The sequence below is a fragment of the Bradyrhizobium sp. CCBAU 53340 genome (assembly GCF_015291645.1).
Classification (GTDB): domain Bacteria; phylum Pseudomonadota; class Alphaproteobacteria; order Rhizobiales; family Xanthobacteraceae; genus Bradyrhizobium.
This window is the reverse complement of sequence record NZ_CP030056.1, coordinates 523,741-538,527: the sequence shown is the minus strand read 5'-3', so window position 1 is coordinate 538,527 and position 14,787 is coordinate 523,741. Positions and strand designations below refer to the sequence as shown.

Genomic DNA, 14,787 nt, shown 5'->3' with positions numbered 1-14,787 from the left:
GATTTGGCTCGACGACGAGACGACTCGGAACCTCCCGCCTGATCCGGACATCCCCCATCAGCTCGGCTTGGCAACTTAAGCTGAGACGTTCACCGCCGCCCACCCGCGCTGCGAGCGTGCCAAATTGCGCATTCATCGTCGCTGTTCCATCATCTGCCGGTCGACGATTTATGCAGATCTTTCGAACTGCGGCTGCCAACGCAAGAGGTATGATTGCAAATATTGTACAAGCAGCGCCAGCATGGTTCCGACGATCATCATTATAAAGATCGCGACCATCATTTCGCTGGCATTGGCGCGTGCCTCTGCCTCAATGATGAGCTTGCCGAGGCCACGTTCAGCGCCGATAAACTCTCCGACGATCACGCCGACAAGTGCAAACGACACTGCAGGGAGCAGAGACGCGAACACCCAGGCCAGCGCAGACGGAATGACAACGGTACGCAAGATGGTCAGCTCGCTCGCGCCCAATAGGCGGGCGGCGGCAATTTGATCTCTGTCGACCGCCCGCGTGCCTTCGAACGTATTAAAGAACACGATGAAGAACACGACGAGTGCGGCGGTCACCACCTTCGACACATCGCCAAGGCCAAACATGAGAATGATCAGTGGCACGAGCGCGATGCGTGGGATCGAATTGAACGCCAGAATGAACGGTCCAAATATGCGCGCAAGAACGTCCGAGCGTCCGAGGAGGAGGCCAACGACGATGCCGGCGGCCGAGCCGAACAGAAATCCCCACCAAGTATTCTTCAGCGTGACAAGCGTCGCTATCCAAAGATTGTTATCGGCATTCCTGAAGCAGACCAGAAAATCCGATGGGTCGTTGAGGCAGCTAAGCCGCAAGAAGCTCTGCCAGATCAATGACGGCTTCGCCACGAAATACGGGTCGAGAATCTTGGGAACATAGGCTCTTGGCAGAACTGCTTTGCTCCATTCAAAGCCCCATTGCCAAATCACAAGCAGAAAAGCGAAAATTGCGATCTGCCAGAGCACGATCACCTGACGACGGGTAGCCATGATCAATCGGCCTTGGTACGGCGAAACTCTTCGCCAAGCGAATGCCAGATGTGAGAATACAGGCGGCCGAATTCGGCCGTTTCGCGCAACCCGACTGGATCTCGCGGACGAGGAAAGGGCACCTGGAAGTCATCCTTCAGCCGTCCGGGCCTTGCGGACAGGACGATGATGCGGCTGGCCAGTGTAAGCGCCTCGCCGAGGTCGTGAGTTACGAACAGCACAGTCTGCCGTTCGCGCTCCCAGATATCGAGCAATGTCTTGTGCATTTCCAGCTTGGTATGAGTATCAAGCGCGCCGAAAGGCTCATCCATCAGGAGAATTTCAGGTTCGAGGATGAGGGTGCGCATTAAGGCCACCCGCTGACGCATCCCGCCCGAAAGCATCCGAGGAAAGCTCTGGCCGAAGCCAGTCAACCCGGCCTTTCCAATCGCATCGGCAACCCGCGCGGAACGCTCCGTCTTCGTGATACCGGAGATTTCGAGCCCGTAGCCGATATTCTGCTCGACCGTTCGCCAAGGAAATAGTGTGTCGCGCTGAAACACGTAACCGACGTTGGAATTTACCTTGCCGGTATCAACTAAGTCGCCGTCGACGAGAATTCGGCCGCCTGAATGTGGCAAGAGCCCGGCCACCATGTTGAGGATCGTGCTCTTTCCGCAGCCGGAGGGGCCGAGCAAGGCAACGAATTCGCCTTGGCGAACCTCGAATGATACATTGTCGACGGCAGCAAAATCGCCTCGACCGGCGCTGAAGCGCTTAACTAGTCCTTGCACAGCAATCCGAGTGCGACCAGCGTCCGCATTCGTCGTTTCTCGGGCAACGGCGAGGCTGGGGCCAGGCGCGGACATCACTTGTATTTTGCCTTCGCTACATTGAGAAAGCTCATATCGACAACGTCCTCGTATGCAGTCTCCGGAATTTCTGTACCCTTGCGGGACCAAATTCTGCTGCCCCGATCATAGGCGGCTTTGTCGATGTTTCCGTCATATGCCCAAGTCAATTTGTCAAAGCCAAGCTCTGCGCTAACGGCGGTGGGATCGATTCCAGAAAACCACTTGGGCGCAACCAGTGCCTGGACTTCGGCGAGCGGCGTCGTTTTGACCCACTTCATCGCCCGATAAATCGCGTTCACGAAGGCCTGTACCGTCGGCTTGTCCTGCTCGATCGTGTCCGCCAGCGTGTAGACGACCAGCACCGGAACCGTGCCCCCGAAATCTTTCTCAAACATCCCCGGTTGGGAGGTATCGTAGATCAGAGTGCCAAAGCCCTTTTTCTTGATTTCGATGATCCAACTTGGCGGTGCCATGATGGCATCAAACTGCTTGGTTTCGAGAGACGGAAACATGATCTCCTGCCCGCCGCCAGCGACCCAATTCACTTTTCCGCCAAGCCCTCGTGCTTCAAACAGATAAGTGCCATAGACCCAACTGCCCGATCCGATGGCCGTGGCCGCGATGATCGGCTTGGCCCCGTCTGGGCGCTTGTAGGCCGCTAGCTTCTCGAGCGACGTGATGCCGCTTTCATAGAGGTCTTGCCGCACAACAACATTGGCGTACGAGCACGCCATTTCAGTTGCGAGCAGAATTTTGCATGCCTTGCCGCGCGCCGTGAGTTGAAGGGGGTGACTGGCGTCACCGTGGGCGAACATCGCTTGGTCCGAAGCGAGCATCTGGCGACCGAAACTGCCCGAGTTGCCTGTAATCAGTTTCGAATTGAGTCCTTCATCCCTGAAATAGTTCTTGAGCTCGGCGATCATGCCGATGGCATAGATTGGCGTTGTGGGGCCGAAGGCGAGGGTGACCGGCTTGCCTTGAGCGCGCGACTGGCTCGGCAGCAACGAGGTGCCCGCAAATGCGGAGCCCGAAACAAGGACTCGGCGCCGTGTGATGGTCATGCATTACTCCCCTGCTGCTTGTTGCGAACCAGGCGCTTAAGATCCGTCATACGGCCGACGAGGCGATTGTCCCCGCTTTTTCTAACGCAGCGATTTCGTTTGTCGAAAACCCGATATCGCCGAGGATGTCGTGTGTATGTTCGCCGACCTGAGGCGGGTCATTGCCATTTGCGAGGCGGCGGCCGTCGAGCGATATCGGCAGCAAGGGGGTTTTGGTGTTACGGCCATCGGGCAAGCGGATCTCGGTCAAACCACCCGATTTATTGAGGTGGGGATCGCTGAACAAATCACCCGGTTTGTTCACGGGCGCATAGGGCAGCTCAAGTTCTTCCAGCTTCGCGGCAAGTTCGGCCTTGTTCCAGCCGCCAAATATCTTGGCGACTTCCGGGATCAGCCAGTCGCGATGATCAACTCGACCTTGAGCCGTGATGAAACGCGGATCGCTCAGCCAGGCAGCCCGATCAAACGCGAGGCAGAACGCCTGCCATTGCTCCTCCCCAACGACAGTGACGAAAAGCTTTGATCCGTCCTTTGTATCGAACAGGTCATAGATCGGCCAAGGACTGTCCTTCACCGAGTACGGAATTGAAGGGCGTCCGGTGACGACCTCGCACATCATCGCCTGTGCCATTAGAAAGACGTTGTTCTCGAAGAGGGCGCTTTGGATGTAACGACCGCGGCCGGTGCGCTGTCGTTCGGCGAGCGCGGCTTGGATCGCGATCACCCCAAACATGCCACCCATGACGTCATTCACTGAGGCGCCCGCGCGCATTGGCTGGCCCGGCAGGCCGGTCATGTAGGCGAGCCCGCCCATCATCTGAACGACTTCATCGAGCGCAAGACGGTTCTCGTAGGGTCCGGGGAGATATCCCTTGAGTGAGCAATAAATCAGCCGCGGCGCGAATGCGGCCACTGAATTGTAGTCGAGACCGACCCTCTTCATCAAACCCGGTCGGAAGTTTTCGATCAAAACATCGCTGCGCTCAGTGAGCCGGCGCGCCACCTGTTTGCCTCCCGGGCTCGACGTGTCGAGCGCGATGCTGCGTTTGTTCCTGCTGTATGTCGCAAAAAAACCCGCGGCAGGCCCCTTGAAATAGCGAGTGCGATCGCCCTTGAGCGGCTCGACTTTGACCACATCGGCGCCCAGGTCGGCGAGGATGAGCCCACAGGTAGGGCCCATGACCATCTGACTGAATTCAACGACGCGCACGCCTTCGAGGGGGCGGGGAATTGTCGGCCCTGATGTGGGATTGCCGCCCATCATGCCACCCTCCGCAACACCCTTGGAATTCCAGCCTCGTGCAGATGACCTGTCAGGTGCTTCTGCTCAACGTGCCGGGCGAGAATTTCGCGTGTCGCCATCAACCGATCCAGATCGATCCCAGTGGAGAGGCCCATCCGTTCGAGCATGAACACGAGATCCTCAGTCACAATATTGCCCCGTGCGCCCGGTGCGAAGGGACAGCCGCCAAGCCCCGAAACAGCAGCATCGAAGCGCCGGACATCCGCTTCGAGCCCCGCGACGACGTTGGCAAGACCGGCGCCAAGCGTGTCATGCAGATGTAGCCTGAGCATCATTTTTGGGCCGGTCTCGTTGCGAACCGCGCGTACGATCCGCTTAACCTGCGTTGGGGTGCCGTAGCCGACGGTATCTGCTAGTCCGATCTCGTCCGCACCCGCCTCGGCGAAACCCTGCACAAGGCGACACACCGCGGCCTCACTGACGTCGCCTTCCATTGAGCAGCCAAAAGCTGTCGCTACAGCGCCCACAAGATGCGGCCGCTCAGGAGCTTTTTGCGCGTTGATCCTCGCACGAACTACACGGAATGCTTCGAGCTGTTCCTCAATCGTGCGGCGCACATTCGCCCGGTTGTGCGTTTCGCTCGCCGAGATCACGAAATACATGCTGTTGACTCCGGCCGCGAGCGCGCGCTCAGCACCTTTAACGTTCGGTACGACCGCGCCGATGGTCGTAGACTTATGGGTCAACGCGTGCGCAACAACTGCTCCAACGTCGCCGAATTGCGGCACGACCGTAGCCGGTACAAATGAGCCCGCATCGACCTCGCTCACCCCCGCGGCGACGATCGCACTGATCAGCTCGCATTTTGCGCCTGTTGGCACAATGACATCCAAGTTTTGAAGGCCATCGCGCGGTGCAACTTCGCAGATGTGCACATCCGGTGAATTGTCCATTGGCGCCCTATTGTATATTCTTGCATTAAAGAACAATATGTGACATCATCTGTCAATGAAGATTCCGAACCGCTTCGGGGGCCCCGGAACGAGGCTCTGCCGGTGGGCGGCCAGGACATGATCCGCTCGCATTCCGCGGAATTCTATTTTCGGGTGAGGTTTGCATGGATTATCCTGTTGGCTGAACTGCCTGGCGCTGCCTGTTCGCGCGCCGCGCGGCGATATTCATCGGGCGTCCGCTTCAGGGGTGCATCCCGACGGAATCCTTTCGCCCTGCGGTTCTGGCGTAAGCCAAATAGCGTTCTTGGTGAAACGGAAGCGCCGCACCAAGAATGCCTTTCGTCCACGAAGCCACGCCCGTGCCCGATTGAAGAGGCGCGCCAACTCCAGCCCTCATTGCATAGAGCCAATGAGCCGCACAAACGATCGTTCAGTAAGGAGAAGCTATGTTTCAAGCCCTGCCTGATCTGCCGGCCGACGCCGTGTTGGCGTTAGCCGAGGCATGCCGCAACGATCCTCGGCGGGACAAGATCGACCTGAGTGTGGGGGTCTATCGAAACGATAACGGCGTTACGCCCGTCCTGTCCGCGGTGAAGGCCGCCGAACATCTCTTGCTCGAGGGACAGGACACCAAATCATACGTAAGCCCACTCGGTGACACAAAGTTCGTCAGCCTTATCCGCGAGCTCGCGATCGGAAACATCGAGGTGGATCGACTAGGTGGCGTTCAGACACCTGGCGGCGGCGGTGCGGTCCGGTTAGCTTGCGAGGTCATAAAGCTGGCGGCACCCTTTAGCCGGATATTTGTGGGCCTGCCGACATGGGGCAACCACATTCCAATCTTTGAGGCCGTGGGATTGGAAATAGGTACGTACACCTATTACGACGTCATTTCTCAAACGCTTCGCTTCGACGAAATGCTCTCATCGCTCAAGAGCGCAAGGAGAGGGGATATCGTGCTGCTTCACGCGACTTGCCACAATCCATCGGGCACGGATCTTAGCCTTGATCAATGGCGGGCGATCGCGCAACTTGTGGAGGAGAGAGGCCTCATTCCTCTCATCGACTTTGCCTATCAGGGATTCGGTGATGGTTTAGAGCAGGATAGAGAAGGACTAGAAATAGTGCTGTCCAGCGTGAGCGAAGCGTTCGTCGCTTATTCTTGTAGCAAAAACTTCGGACTGTATCGGGAGCGGACCGGAGCGCTCTTCGTCTATGGCACGAACCCGGTCTCAGTAGGGCGGACTGTTCAAGCCATGGCTGCCCTAGCGAGAGTTAACTGGTCCATGCCGCCCGACCATGGTGCTGCGGTCGTCGGCACTATCCTGTCGAACACCGCCCTTCGTCAGGATTGGCTTCGCGAGCTCACGACGATGCGGGAAAGAATTTTAAAAATTCGTGCGGCCGTCGGACGGGGTATGCCCGAATTTTCTCAGCTCGGGGCGCAAAAGGGAATGTTCTCCACCTTACCCTTGCATTCTGCCACGATCGACCGTCTCCGCAAGGATGATGCGATCTATATCGTTGGAAACGGCAGGATCAATCTGGCCGGCCTTACAACTGACGACGTGCCACGCTTTGTCGACAGTGTCCGGCGAGCAGTTTAAGCTGTCGAAATGCAACTCGGAAACGGATCCGCCTGTGGCACCTATCTGAAGACGTACACCTTAAGCGGGCGTCGAATATGACGCATCATCAGAGCCGATGCATCAGCATACCGGCGGGCCTCCAGGACGTCGAGCAGCCTCAGGTGTTCCTTCACGTGCCGGCGCATGCCGTCGCGATCAGCGAAGCTTCGGTATGCAAACAAGCGACGAATCGAATTTACGCGCTTAAGTGACTCGACGAAGAAGGGATTCTTGGCACCGCGCGCGATCTCCTCATGGAAATCACATCCCCATTGAAACACTTCACCTATCGTGAATTTTTCCAGCTCGCCATCAAAAATGCGCAGCTGGCGCTCGCGAAGTCGCTCGATGACCTCTGGCGCCAGAGCGTAACCAGGTTGAGCAATTGCTGCTGGTTCGATCACCGCGCGGAACGCCATAACTTGTGTCTGCGCTTCGGGACTTGATACAGTTTCAGCAAAACGCCACCCGTAGCCCGGTGAGCGCGCGATCCACCCTTCCGCTGCGATCCGATCCAGCAGTCGTTGTAATTCGGTGCGTGTTAGATCGTAACGGCGCAGCAATTCGGCTTCCGTGACATCGGCGGGAAGGCGCTTTGCGACCACGTCCGTTGCAATCGTCGCGTAGGCCTCTTCCGCGCGGCTTACCGCCGCCAGTGTGGATTGTGCGGCTACGCTCGTAGGGTCTCTTGTCAAGACAAAGCCGCGGTGCAATTCACCGCGCGCGAACCCCGCCTCTTCTAGAGCCTTTAAGCCTAGGCGAATTGGCGCGCGCGACAGGCCAAGCGCATCGGCAAGCTTTTGCTCGATGAGGCGATCGCCGGTCTTCATCCCATCGCGACGGACAACGGACAAAATGAGCCCAGCCAAGTGCTCGGCACGACCGAGCGGGCTCTTTTTCTTGGGCCGTCGTGAGATGGGCGACAACGGCCGAGCATCTCGATTCAAAGGTCTTTCTTTCCCGTTTGCCAGCATGTGGATGTAACTCGTGGCCAAGAGCGAAGTCAACTTGGAGCTATTGTACTAAGGATGCGAACATTGCCGCTGTGGCAAGGCTCCAAGTCCGCCGCCTTCCAACTTAAGGAGGCGCAACGCGAAGTTTGGCGAAGCCAGTTGCGGCTTTCGGATGGACGCGTCTGATTTCGCGCTCAATCTCGTCGAGGCGCACTTCGATCCGGCGTACTCCTGGTTCGCGTCCTCCTTTCTACGTAGATGCATCGACAAACTCGGTAACAATCTTATGCGCGAGATGCTGGCATAGCCCTCCTAATCTTGAACGCCTCAAGCCCATCGAGGTAGATTGCGCGACCGTCAACACAAGCCTTCGTCCATGGATCGAGATGAAGCGTCGGCAGATAGAACAGCCGGCGTTCCAGTTCGATGTCCTCTGATGCGGTACTTCCGGCTGCGCTCATGGCACCCCTCAACGTAACCTAATTTTTTGCGAGCAGCGTCAGCTATTTCCCGGAAGGGTATTGCTGCGGCAAGATCGCCAAGAAAGTGCCAGATCCCGAGCTGTCGTTCCAGGAAAGCGGACTTGAGGATGTCAACCATCTGGTTCGGCTGCACCCGTCCTCGGAGCTTGGGTTGCGTCTATGGACTTCTGGCCTGGGCTGCCATTCTTAATGCCGCCCGACCCGCGGGCGCGTCTCACCGCGCCCCAAATACAACCCTCCGCGGACGCACACGCCTGAAGGGGCGGTCGGCTCGGCGAGCCACGGTGAGGAGCAGCCGAATAGTCGCCACTGGTCTGCTGATCTTTCACCGGGAAAATACGGGACCGACGGCATTCATCTCCTGCTGAAATGGCCAAGATTCTGGAGAGGGTAAGATCAAACCGGAAATCAAACGGAATATTTACGCTTCGCCGAAGTGGTCCGGTAACGCATAGAAACTATACTGCCGCTTGTCCGAGTGGCAGGTTGGAATGAACGAGATCGCAGTAACATTAGCTTCCGTCGACGCCTGCGTGAACGGGCGACGGACGCGATCGATCAGATTCCCCCCGGACATCGAACGGCAATTTGAAGCCGACATGCACGACAAGCGGTGTAAGCGCTTGACGATCGGACTGCTCGTTTCGGCTCCCCTCTATAACCTTTTTCTGCTCGGAGATTGGCTGCTGGTCCCGGACGTCGTGCGGCTGGCCATGTGGGTACATTTCTCAATAGTGACTCCGTGGATGCTATTGGTCGCCTGGCTCGTATCGCGCAAACCGAGGCCCTTCGTACGGGAGCTCCTAGCAGCCAGTGTTCCGCTACTCATCATCTTGCAGATCGACCTCGGTTTTGCCCTGACGGCGAGCGAGAGCGCTGCGCACTACCAGTACGTGGTGATTCCAACTTTGCTCTACACCAATGTCTCACTGCACAGACTCGAATTCCGCTTCGCTCGTGTCGTGACTGCCGCGATCCTGTTGCTTCACACCGCGTTCGTCATATCCGCAAGCTACATCTCCGCCCCGATAGCGGTGACCATCATCGTTCAGCTCCTCATCTGCGGTTACATCACTCTGATCGCAAACTATACAATGGAGCGCGATCTCCGTAGAGCCTACCTCTATTCGCTGAGAGATCGGCTCAGGCACGCCGATGCGGACGCCGCTTCACGCCGCGATCCATTGACGGGGTTAGCAAACCGGCTGCATCTTGATGATGAACTGTCGCGAGTTTGGTCTCGCCCCGAGTGCCGAGCATCGCCCGTTTCAGCTGTCATGATCGATATCGACCATTTCAAGCACTTGAACGATCGCTACGGACATGCTGCAGGCGACCTCTGCCTGAAACGAGTCGCCGCCATACTTCAGGCAGAGATACGAAGGACGGGTGACCTCGTCGCCCGATATGGAGGCGAAGAATTCCTGATAATCCTGCCGGATATGGCGATGATGGATGCCGTGCGGCTGGCCGAACGCATTCGCCGATCGATCGAAATTGCTGCGATCCCCAATGAAGGCCGGAGCCTCTTAGGCATCGTCACCGCCAGTTTTGGCGTCGCAGCTTGTTCGCCGTCGGATTTGTCTCCTCTGGAATTAATTGCTGCGGCCGATCACGCCCTGTATGCCGCCAAAGGCAAAGGACGTAATCAGGTCTGGCCTCCACTTGTGGCCGACGCCACCGTTCGCTCGTTGACTGAACCATTGACGTTTATGGCGTCGTCCTCAGAAGCAGCACGAGGGGTTTGATTTTCCTGCTTGGGCAAACCCGTGGGAAGCTGCGTAAGCCAGGGACATACGCTAAGCTCTCGATTGCTTCCGTGCCTCCCCCGATCCGGGCTGGGGTAGCCGATCTCGCGTCGAGTCTGATCCACTTGAGCAGTCATATTCAGATTCCAGGATCTGAAAAAGCGATACTCGCTCGCTGCACGGCAGAGACTTGGCTACGGCTCTGCTTTGCCAAATGAACCTGCGTATAACTGTTCAATCCTCTCGACTTCCTCTTGGGTCAGCGCCGCGAACTCATTGGCTCGTGCGCGGTTTGATAGCTTACCTTGATTTTGCCGAAGAAAGCCGAAGAGGTTATTCAGCGTCCTCTCGGGCATATCGACTAAACGCTCGACGCCGGCGCAGAACGTGTCGAACCCTTGAAGAACTCTGGCTTCATTCGGAAGATCTTTCTCAGTTCAGCTCTCGACCGAGCAGCCACTCATACAGGAACCAGATGCGACGCCTGTAAAGACCGGTCAGCTTCTGTTTGACCAGCTCGACGATTTCGCCTTCGGCCACAGCAAGAAAAAGCCGCTTCAGGACGGCAAGATCCACGCCCTCGTATTTCAGCGCAATGTTAGATGCGCCTCAAGGGAAGCTTCTGGGGCGTGCCGAGGTGTGTAAAGGCGCCAGCCATCCTGCTCTAGGATACGATGCTTGGTCCCGATCGCCGAGAGCGTCCGTGGAATTGGAGCGGAGAGGTGATAAGCGTCGATGAGGGCGGCATAGCCGGCCGGAGCACCGGCTTCGGGCAAACGCCGGTCATGAAAAATCGTCCCTGCTCCTGAAAACTGTGCGCTCAACGACATATTCCCGAAAGTTCAGCGGCATTAGAGGAGGCGGACGTCGCCGATCTTACGAGATGAGATTCTTCAAGGCCGGATAGCTCGCGCCGAACACGAAACCGTCCACGCTGCGGGAATCGAAGGCGAGCAACCAGAGACCTTGGGCTTCATTGCCTGAGAACCTGAGAATTTCAAAGGTGCAAAAGCTGCGCCGTTTGGCCCGGGATTTCAACCTCTTGGATTGATGCGGCACCTCCGGGCACCTTAGGCAGGCCCATCGCTGGTGAGATCCGTCTTTCAAAGGTCGAGCACAATCGAGCTAGCGGACCGGAACGGCAATGGGCGGCGCAATCCGCGCTCGAGCCTCATTGTAGACCTCAATGATGCCTGGCATGGCTACGGTTACAGCAACGCCGAACGGAACTTGCTCGTCTATCTTGCTGCCTCTGTCAGGCTCGCGTTGAATGATCAGCTCGATTTCAGAATCGACTGTCAGAGCCGGCGCCTTGTCGCCCAGCCAGCGCCGAGAGAAAACGGTCCCCTTGCTTGCCTGATTGACATCAGGCTGCGTCTTGGATGGCTGCACGCGGAACTGATCGATCTCATCTGAACTCGCCAAAAGCGAAAGCTTCACTGAGCGATACGATTGTCGACCGGGATGCACGGGCGTGAACCATGCAAGCGTTGCGGTCACCGAGTGGGGGAGAGATTGGCCGCTCATGCAAGCCGGTAACGGAACAACAACCGAACGTCTTGTCTCCTGCGCCAGCGTTCCGACGGCCCAAAACGTCGCCCTGTCGGAAGCGCAATAAATTGCATCGTCCGGACTAACAACGCCGTAGCCTAAGAAGCGCCGGATATTATCCTTCTGCCTGACGAATTGCTTTGCATCAGCTGGACCTAGCACGCTCTTGATGAGCTCGGCGCTATCTTGCGGCCACGAGGCTGTATGCACTAACAGCGCCTTGAGAAGCGCGGCGCGCTGATGGTGGGGCAGGGACAGAAAGTCCTGCCCGTACGTGTCTTCCAAAGCGTCATGAATTCTGTGAGCCGTCCTGGAGGCCAGAGCTGCCGCAGCACTTGTGCCGGAAGTGTAATGCTCCCAATTGCTGCTGCCCTCGCGCGGCGGAGCTGCAACCTTGAGCCCATGCGGTCGAGCAGGTCCACTTGGCCTTACAGCAAGCGCCGTTCCACTGGCCACCATGGTTAAATGCTCACGAGAGCCAGGCATCAAAATATCCGGTTTGACGCCGTTTGCAAATCCTGGACCCAATCCGCTGGATGGATTGGTGATGATCATCGGATGATACGGATCGACCCTGCCTCTAGCGCTACGGCGATCGGCTGCGCTAACGGCGTCGATATTGGCGGAGCCTACCGTGATCCCGTTCACTGTTTCCGACGGTGAAAGCAGCCGGCGAGAAGTGATCAATCGCGACAGCGCGGACAACGTATGTCTGGCCCGATCGGGCTGGTCCGTCGCTTCATAAGCAGCCATGGTGGGGATGGATGCTATCTCGAATGAGCCGGCGTGATTGCCGGCACTCACGCAGAACAGAATTCCATATCGATGGGCCAATCTGTCGACCAACCTCGCCCAGGGCGACAGCCGCCCATGAAATGGCTTTCGGACATTGCCGAGCGAAAGATTGACGATCACAACTGACGGAGCGCTCGGATCGTCGTTGCGCCGCATCGAGACCACAGCTTGATAAACCAGGTCGACAATCAGCCGGTCCTCAGGAAATTGATCAGCAGCCCCCAAGAGCGGTATGCAATGGATGCGGCGCGCCAGCGGCGGCTCATTGGTGTTTCGGTCGCCATGCACGATCAGAGAAGCCATAGCTGTGCCGTGAGCCCTTTCAGCCACGACGGCTGCGCCCTCTAAATCGAATTGATCGTCGACATTCATTCGATCACGAAGCAGAGGGTGCTGGGAAACGGGCACGCCATCCAATAAGGCCAAAATTGGTTGGCCTTCAGAAGGAAGCGGTCCCAGTCCGCCTTGGAGCTGACTGGCGTCTTCGACTTGCACCGGCGCAACAATACTCTGTGGCCGAATGTGCATGACCGGGTCCATGCCGCTCAACCCGGTCGCGGAGCGCTCGGTAATTTGCCGGATCGCGGCAACTGGCAGGTTAGCCAAAAGGGCATGATAGGCGATGTCCGGGATCCGGCACTGCGTCACAAGAGTGCCACCGACCGCCCTAATCTCGCTGATGACTCCTTGTTGGTTCGAAGCCGCCATGTCCTCCGACGATCGAAACACAAGCTCGATCTCAACGGGGAGAATTTCCTCATCTCCCATGAGCTCGATCTCGTGCGCAAGGATCTCTCGATCACCATCTTGAACACGATCTCCCGGCCCCCATACTCTGATGTCACGGAGCGTCGCAAAGACATCCCGCCAGGGTGCGAACCCCTCCCCAATTGCTTGCCCGGATACCCATCTCTTCCAGAGCGACAGGATGTTCTGCAAAGCCGTGACATCTGGCACAAGAAGATAGGCCTCAGGCGACTTGTCCTTCTCATCGCCCTCCAGCTCCTCTTCATCGATGAGCTCCAGACCAGGCACTCTTCGGATCGCATTCGCAAAATTCGCAACTGCCCCCCGAACCTCAAAAACCAGCAGCCGCTCTGGCGCCAGCGCGGACGGGTCTGATCGCAAAGTTAAGCCGCTTGGGTCTCGACCCAAGACTTGTTCGAGGCGACGGAAGCGGGGGCCAAATGCTGCATTCTGTGCAGCAGCCGTGAATTTAGCCGGCCTGGGGATCGGTTGCGGCCTGCCTTTTGGTCTTGCCGCCTGATTGCCTGGCGTCAGTCGCAGCAGAGGCTTCGTTGGATCGGCCGCCATGCAGGTTCTCTGGCTTTACTCTCGATGACCAAAATTCGAGTTCAGTCTTGACCGCAGAATCGATCGAGATCTCACCAAGACCAAGAATTTGTCGCCGTCGAACGTTCTGACAGAAATCAAGCACTTCAGCATAGGAGGTTGCGTCAATCTTTTGCGCGAGTTCAAAAGCCGACAGCGAAGGGCGCTCGGGCCAGCCCATATAAATTCGTTCTATGAAATGTGCGATTTCCGCAACTTGCGGAGCGGGAAATGCAATCTTTATCTGAAAACGTCTCCATACGGCTCGATCAAGCAATTCAGCATGATTCGTAGCCGCTATTGTTACCACGTAACTGGGAAGTTTATCGATCTGCATCAAGAGAAACGAAACAACGCGCTTGATTTCGCCCGTTTCGTGATCATCTCCACGCTCTTTTCCAATCGCATCGAACTCGTCGAAAAACAAAACGCAAGGTTGGGTTCGCGCATAGTCGAATAGCGCGCGAAGACGCGCGTTTGTTTCGCCTAGATAGCTTCCTACGAGCGCGTCGTACCGCACCACGAAAAACGGCAGAGAAAGGCCCTCTGCAATCGCTTCTGCAAAGGAAGTTTTGCCGTTGCCTGGAGGACCAGACAGGAGAACCCGATGCCGCGGCTCATATCCGCTTGCCCGCAGCACGTCTGCCCGCACATGCTCCTCGATCAGCTGCATCCCTTCGGCGCGCGCAGGCAAGGGTAAAACCAGCTCATCGAGAGATATGCGTGGCGTAACTTCTAAAATCGTGTCGCGCCCAGCAGCTTGCGGAGACCGCTGAGAGGCAACCAGACTTGGCGGCGTCACAGCTATCGTCTGCAGCGCTCGCTCAAGCCGATCGGCCAGCGCGTGATGACTCTTTGCGCGCTCATCAGCCACAATCGCTTCGACCGCCGAGCGCATCATTGGCCGATCGCCGGTCACACCGGCGCGCACGAGAGATATGAGTAAGTCGCTCTTGGCCATGACAGACAGCCTATTACAGGATTGCGCGCCCACGCTGCTAGAAATGGTCCCAGCTTGTGAACAACTCGCCGATAACCAAGGTTCCTTGCCGGGGTCGCTCGGCGAGCCTATCCGGCGGGGATTAACATATTGAAAAGCTGCAACAAATAAGACTTCTCGTCCGCCGTCATGACTGGTCGAGTCTGTTCTGCCTGCTCAAGCATTCCCCGTCATCCTGTTGACTGCCT

The 14,787-nt window shown here is 57.3% G+C and carries 10 protein-coding genes and 1 pseudogene; 2 read left to right on the top strand and 9 right to left on the bottom strand.

Annotated elements, in window-relative coordinates; all coding sequences use genetic code 11:
• Positions 1-168: 168 nt before the first annotated feature.
• From XH89_RS39115 to XH89_RS39095, 5 genes are read right to left on the bottom strand one after another with little or no spacing between them, the layout of a single operon-like run.
• Positions 169-1,020: an ABC transporter permease gene (locus XH89_RS39115; RefSeq protein ID WP_128929959.1), complete on the bottom strand. Its 852-nt coding sequence runs from the start codon at positions 1,018-1,020 to the stop codon at positions 169-171.
• 2 nt (positions 1,021-1,022) lie between these two features.
• Positions 1,023-1,868, bottom strand: a complete 846-nt coding sequence (locus XH89_RS39110; protein ID WP_164933581.1) for an ABC transporter ATP-binding protein — start codon at positions 1,866-1,868, stop codon at positions 1,023-1,025.
• Positions 1,868-2,914, bottom strand: a complete 1,047-nt coding sequence (locus XH89_RS39105; protein ID WP_128929961.1) for an ABC transporter substrate-binding protein — start codon at positions 2,912-2,914, stop codon at positions 1,868-1,870. The genes XH89_RS39110 and XH89_RS39105 overlap by 1 nt, the downstream gene beginning before the upstream one ends.
• Positions 2,915-2,960: 46 nt before the next feature.
• A complete protein-coding gene (locus XH89_RS39100; protein ID WP_128955189.1) occupies positions 2,961-4,175 on the bottom strand; it encodes a CaiB/BaiF CoA-transferase family protein in 1,215 nt (404 codons plus the stop codon).
• Positions 4,175-5,110: a hydroxymethylglutaryl-CoA lyase gene (locus XH89_RS39095; RefSeq protein WP_128929962.1), complete on the bottom strand. Its 936-nt coding sequence runs from the start codon at positions 5,108-5,110 to the stop codon at positions 4,175-4,177. Before XH89_RS39095 ends, XH89_RS39100 begins: the two co-directional genes overlap by 1 nt.
• A 446-nt stretch (positions 5,111-5,556) precedes the next feature.
• On the opposite strand from XH89_RS39095, the gene XH89_RS39090 reads away from it, so the two are divergent.
• A complete protein-coding gene (locus XH89_RS39090; protein WP_194468753.1) occupies positions 5,557-6,717 on the top strand; it encodes an amino acid aminotransferase in 1,161 nt (386 codons plus the stop codon).
• Positions 6,718-6,758: 41 nt separating this feature from the next.
• Here XH89_RS39090 and XH89_RS39085 read toward each other — a convergent pair whose 3' ends face one another.
• Positions 6,759-7,568 carry a GntR family transcriptional regulator gene (locus tag XH89_RS39085; protein ID WP_232995542.1) on the bottom strand — a complete coding sequence of 270 codons (810 nt, stop codon included), beginning with the start codon at positions 7,566-7,568 and terminating at the stop codon, positions 6,759-6,761.
• 1,096 nt (positions 7,569-8,664) lie between these two features.
• Here XH89_RS39085 and XH89_RS39080 point away from each other — a divergent pair.
• Complete coding sequence (locus XH89_RS39080; RefSeq protein ID WP_128929965.1) at positions 8,665-9,921, top strand: diguanylate cyclase; 1,257 nt, start codon at positions 8,665-8,667, stop codon at positions 9,919-9,921.
• Between the two features lie 435 nt (positions 9,922-10,356).
• On the opposite strand, the pseudogene XH89_RS39075 reads toward XH89_RS39080, so the two are convergent.
• The 3 genes and pseudogenes from XH89_RS39075 to XH89_RS39065 form a co-directional block, all read right to left on the bottom strand.
• Positions 10,357-10,751: pseudogene (locus XH89_RS39075) on the bottom strand (cell filamentation protein Fic); the annotation flags it as partial.
• Between the two features lie 295 nt (positions 10,752-11,046).
• Positions 11,047-13,581: a S8 family serine peptidase gene (locus tag XH89_RS39070; protein ID WP_128929966.1), complete on the bottom strand. Its 2,535-nt coding sequence runs from the start codon at positions 13,579-13,581 to the stop codon at positions 11,047-11,049.
• A complete protein-coding gene (locus XH89_RS39065) occupies positions 13,484-14,560 on the bottom strand; it encodes an AAA family ATPase (protein ID WP_128929967.1) in 1,077 nt (358 codons plus the stop codon). The genes XH89_RS39070 and XH89_RS39065 overlap by 98 nt, the downstream gene beginning before the upstream one ends.
• Between the last annotated feature and the right edge of the window lie 227 nt (positions 14,561-14,787).

Coding starts and splice junctions, on each gene's coding strand:
- XH89_RS39115 (WP_128929959.1), bottom strand. CDS start 1,020: ATGGCTACCCGTCGTCAGGTGATCGTGCTCTGGCAGATCGCAATTTTC.
- XH89_RS39065 (WP_128929967.1), bottom strand. CDS start 14,560: ATGGCCAAGAGCGACTTACTCATATCTCTCGTGCGCGCCGGTGTGACC.
- XH89_RS39090 (WP_194468753.1), top strand. CDS start 5,557: ATGTTTCAAGCCCTGCCTGATCTGCCGGCCGACGCCGTGTTGGCGTTA.
- XH89_RS39095 (WP_128929962.1), bottom strand. CDS start 5,110: ATGGACAATTCACCGGATGTGCACATCTGCGAAGTTGCACCGCGCGAT.
- XH89_RS39085 (WP_232995542.1), bottom strand. CDS start 7,568: ATGAAGACCGGCGATCGCCTCATCGAGCAAAAGCTTGCCGATGCGCTT.
- XH89_RS39070 (WP_128929966.1), bottom strand. CDS start 13,581: ATGGCGGCCGATCCAACGAAGCCTCTGCTGCGACTGACGCCAGGCAAT.
- XH89_RS39080 (WP_128929965.1), top strand. CDS start 8,665: ATGAACGAGATCGCAGTAACATTAGCTTCCGTCGACGCCTGCGTGAAC.
- XH89_RS39100 (WP_128955189.1), bottom strand. CDS start 4,175: ATGGGCGGCAATCCCACATCAGGGCCGACAATTCCCCGCCCCCTCGAA.
- XH89_RS39105 (WP_128929961.1), bottom strand. CDS start 2,914: ATGACCATCACACGGCGCCGAGTCCTTGTTTCGGGCTCCGCATTTGCG.
- XH89_RS39110 (WP_164933581.1), bottom strand. CDS start 1,868: ATGTCCGCGCCTGGCCCCAGCCTCGCCGTTGCCCGAGAAACGACGAAT.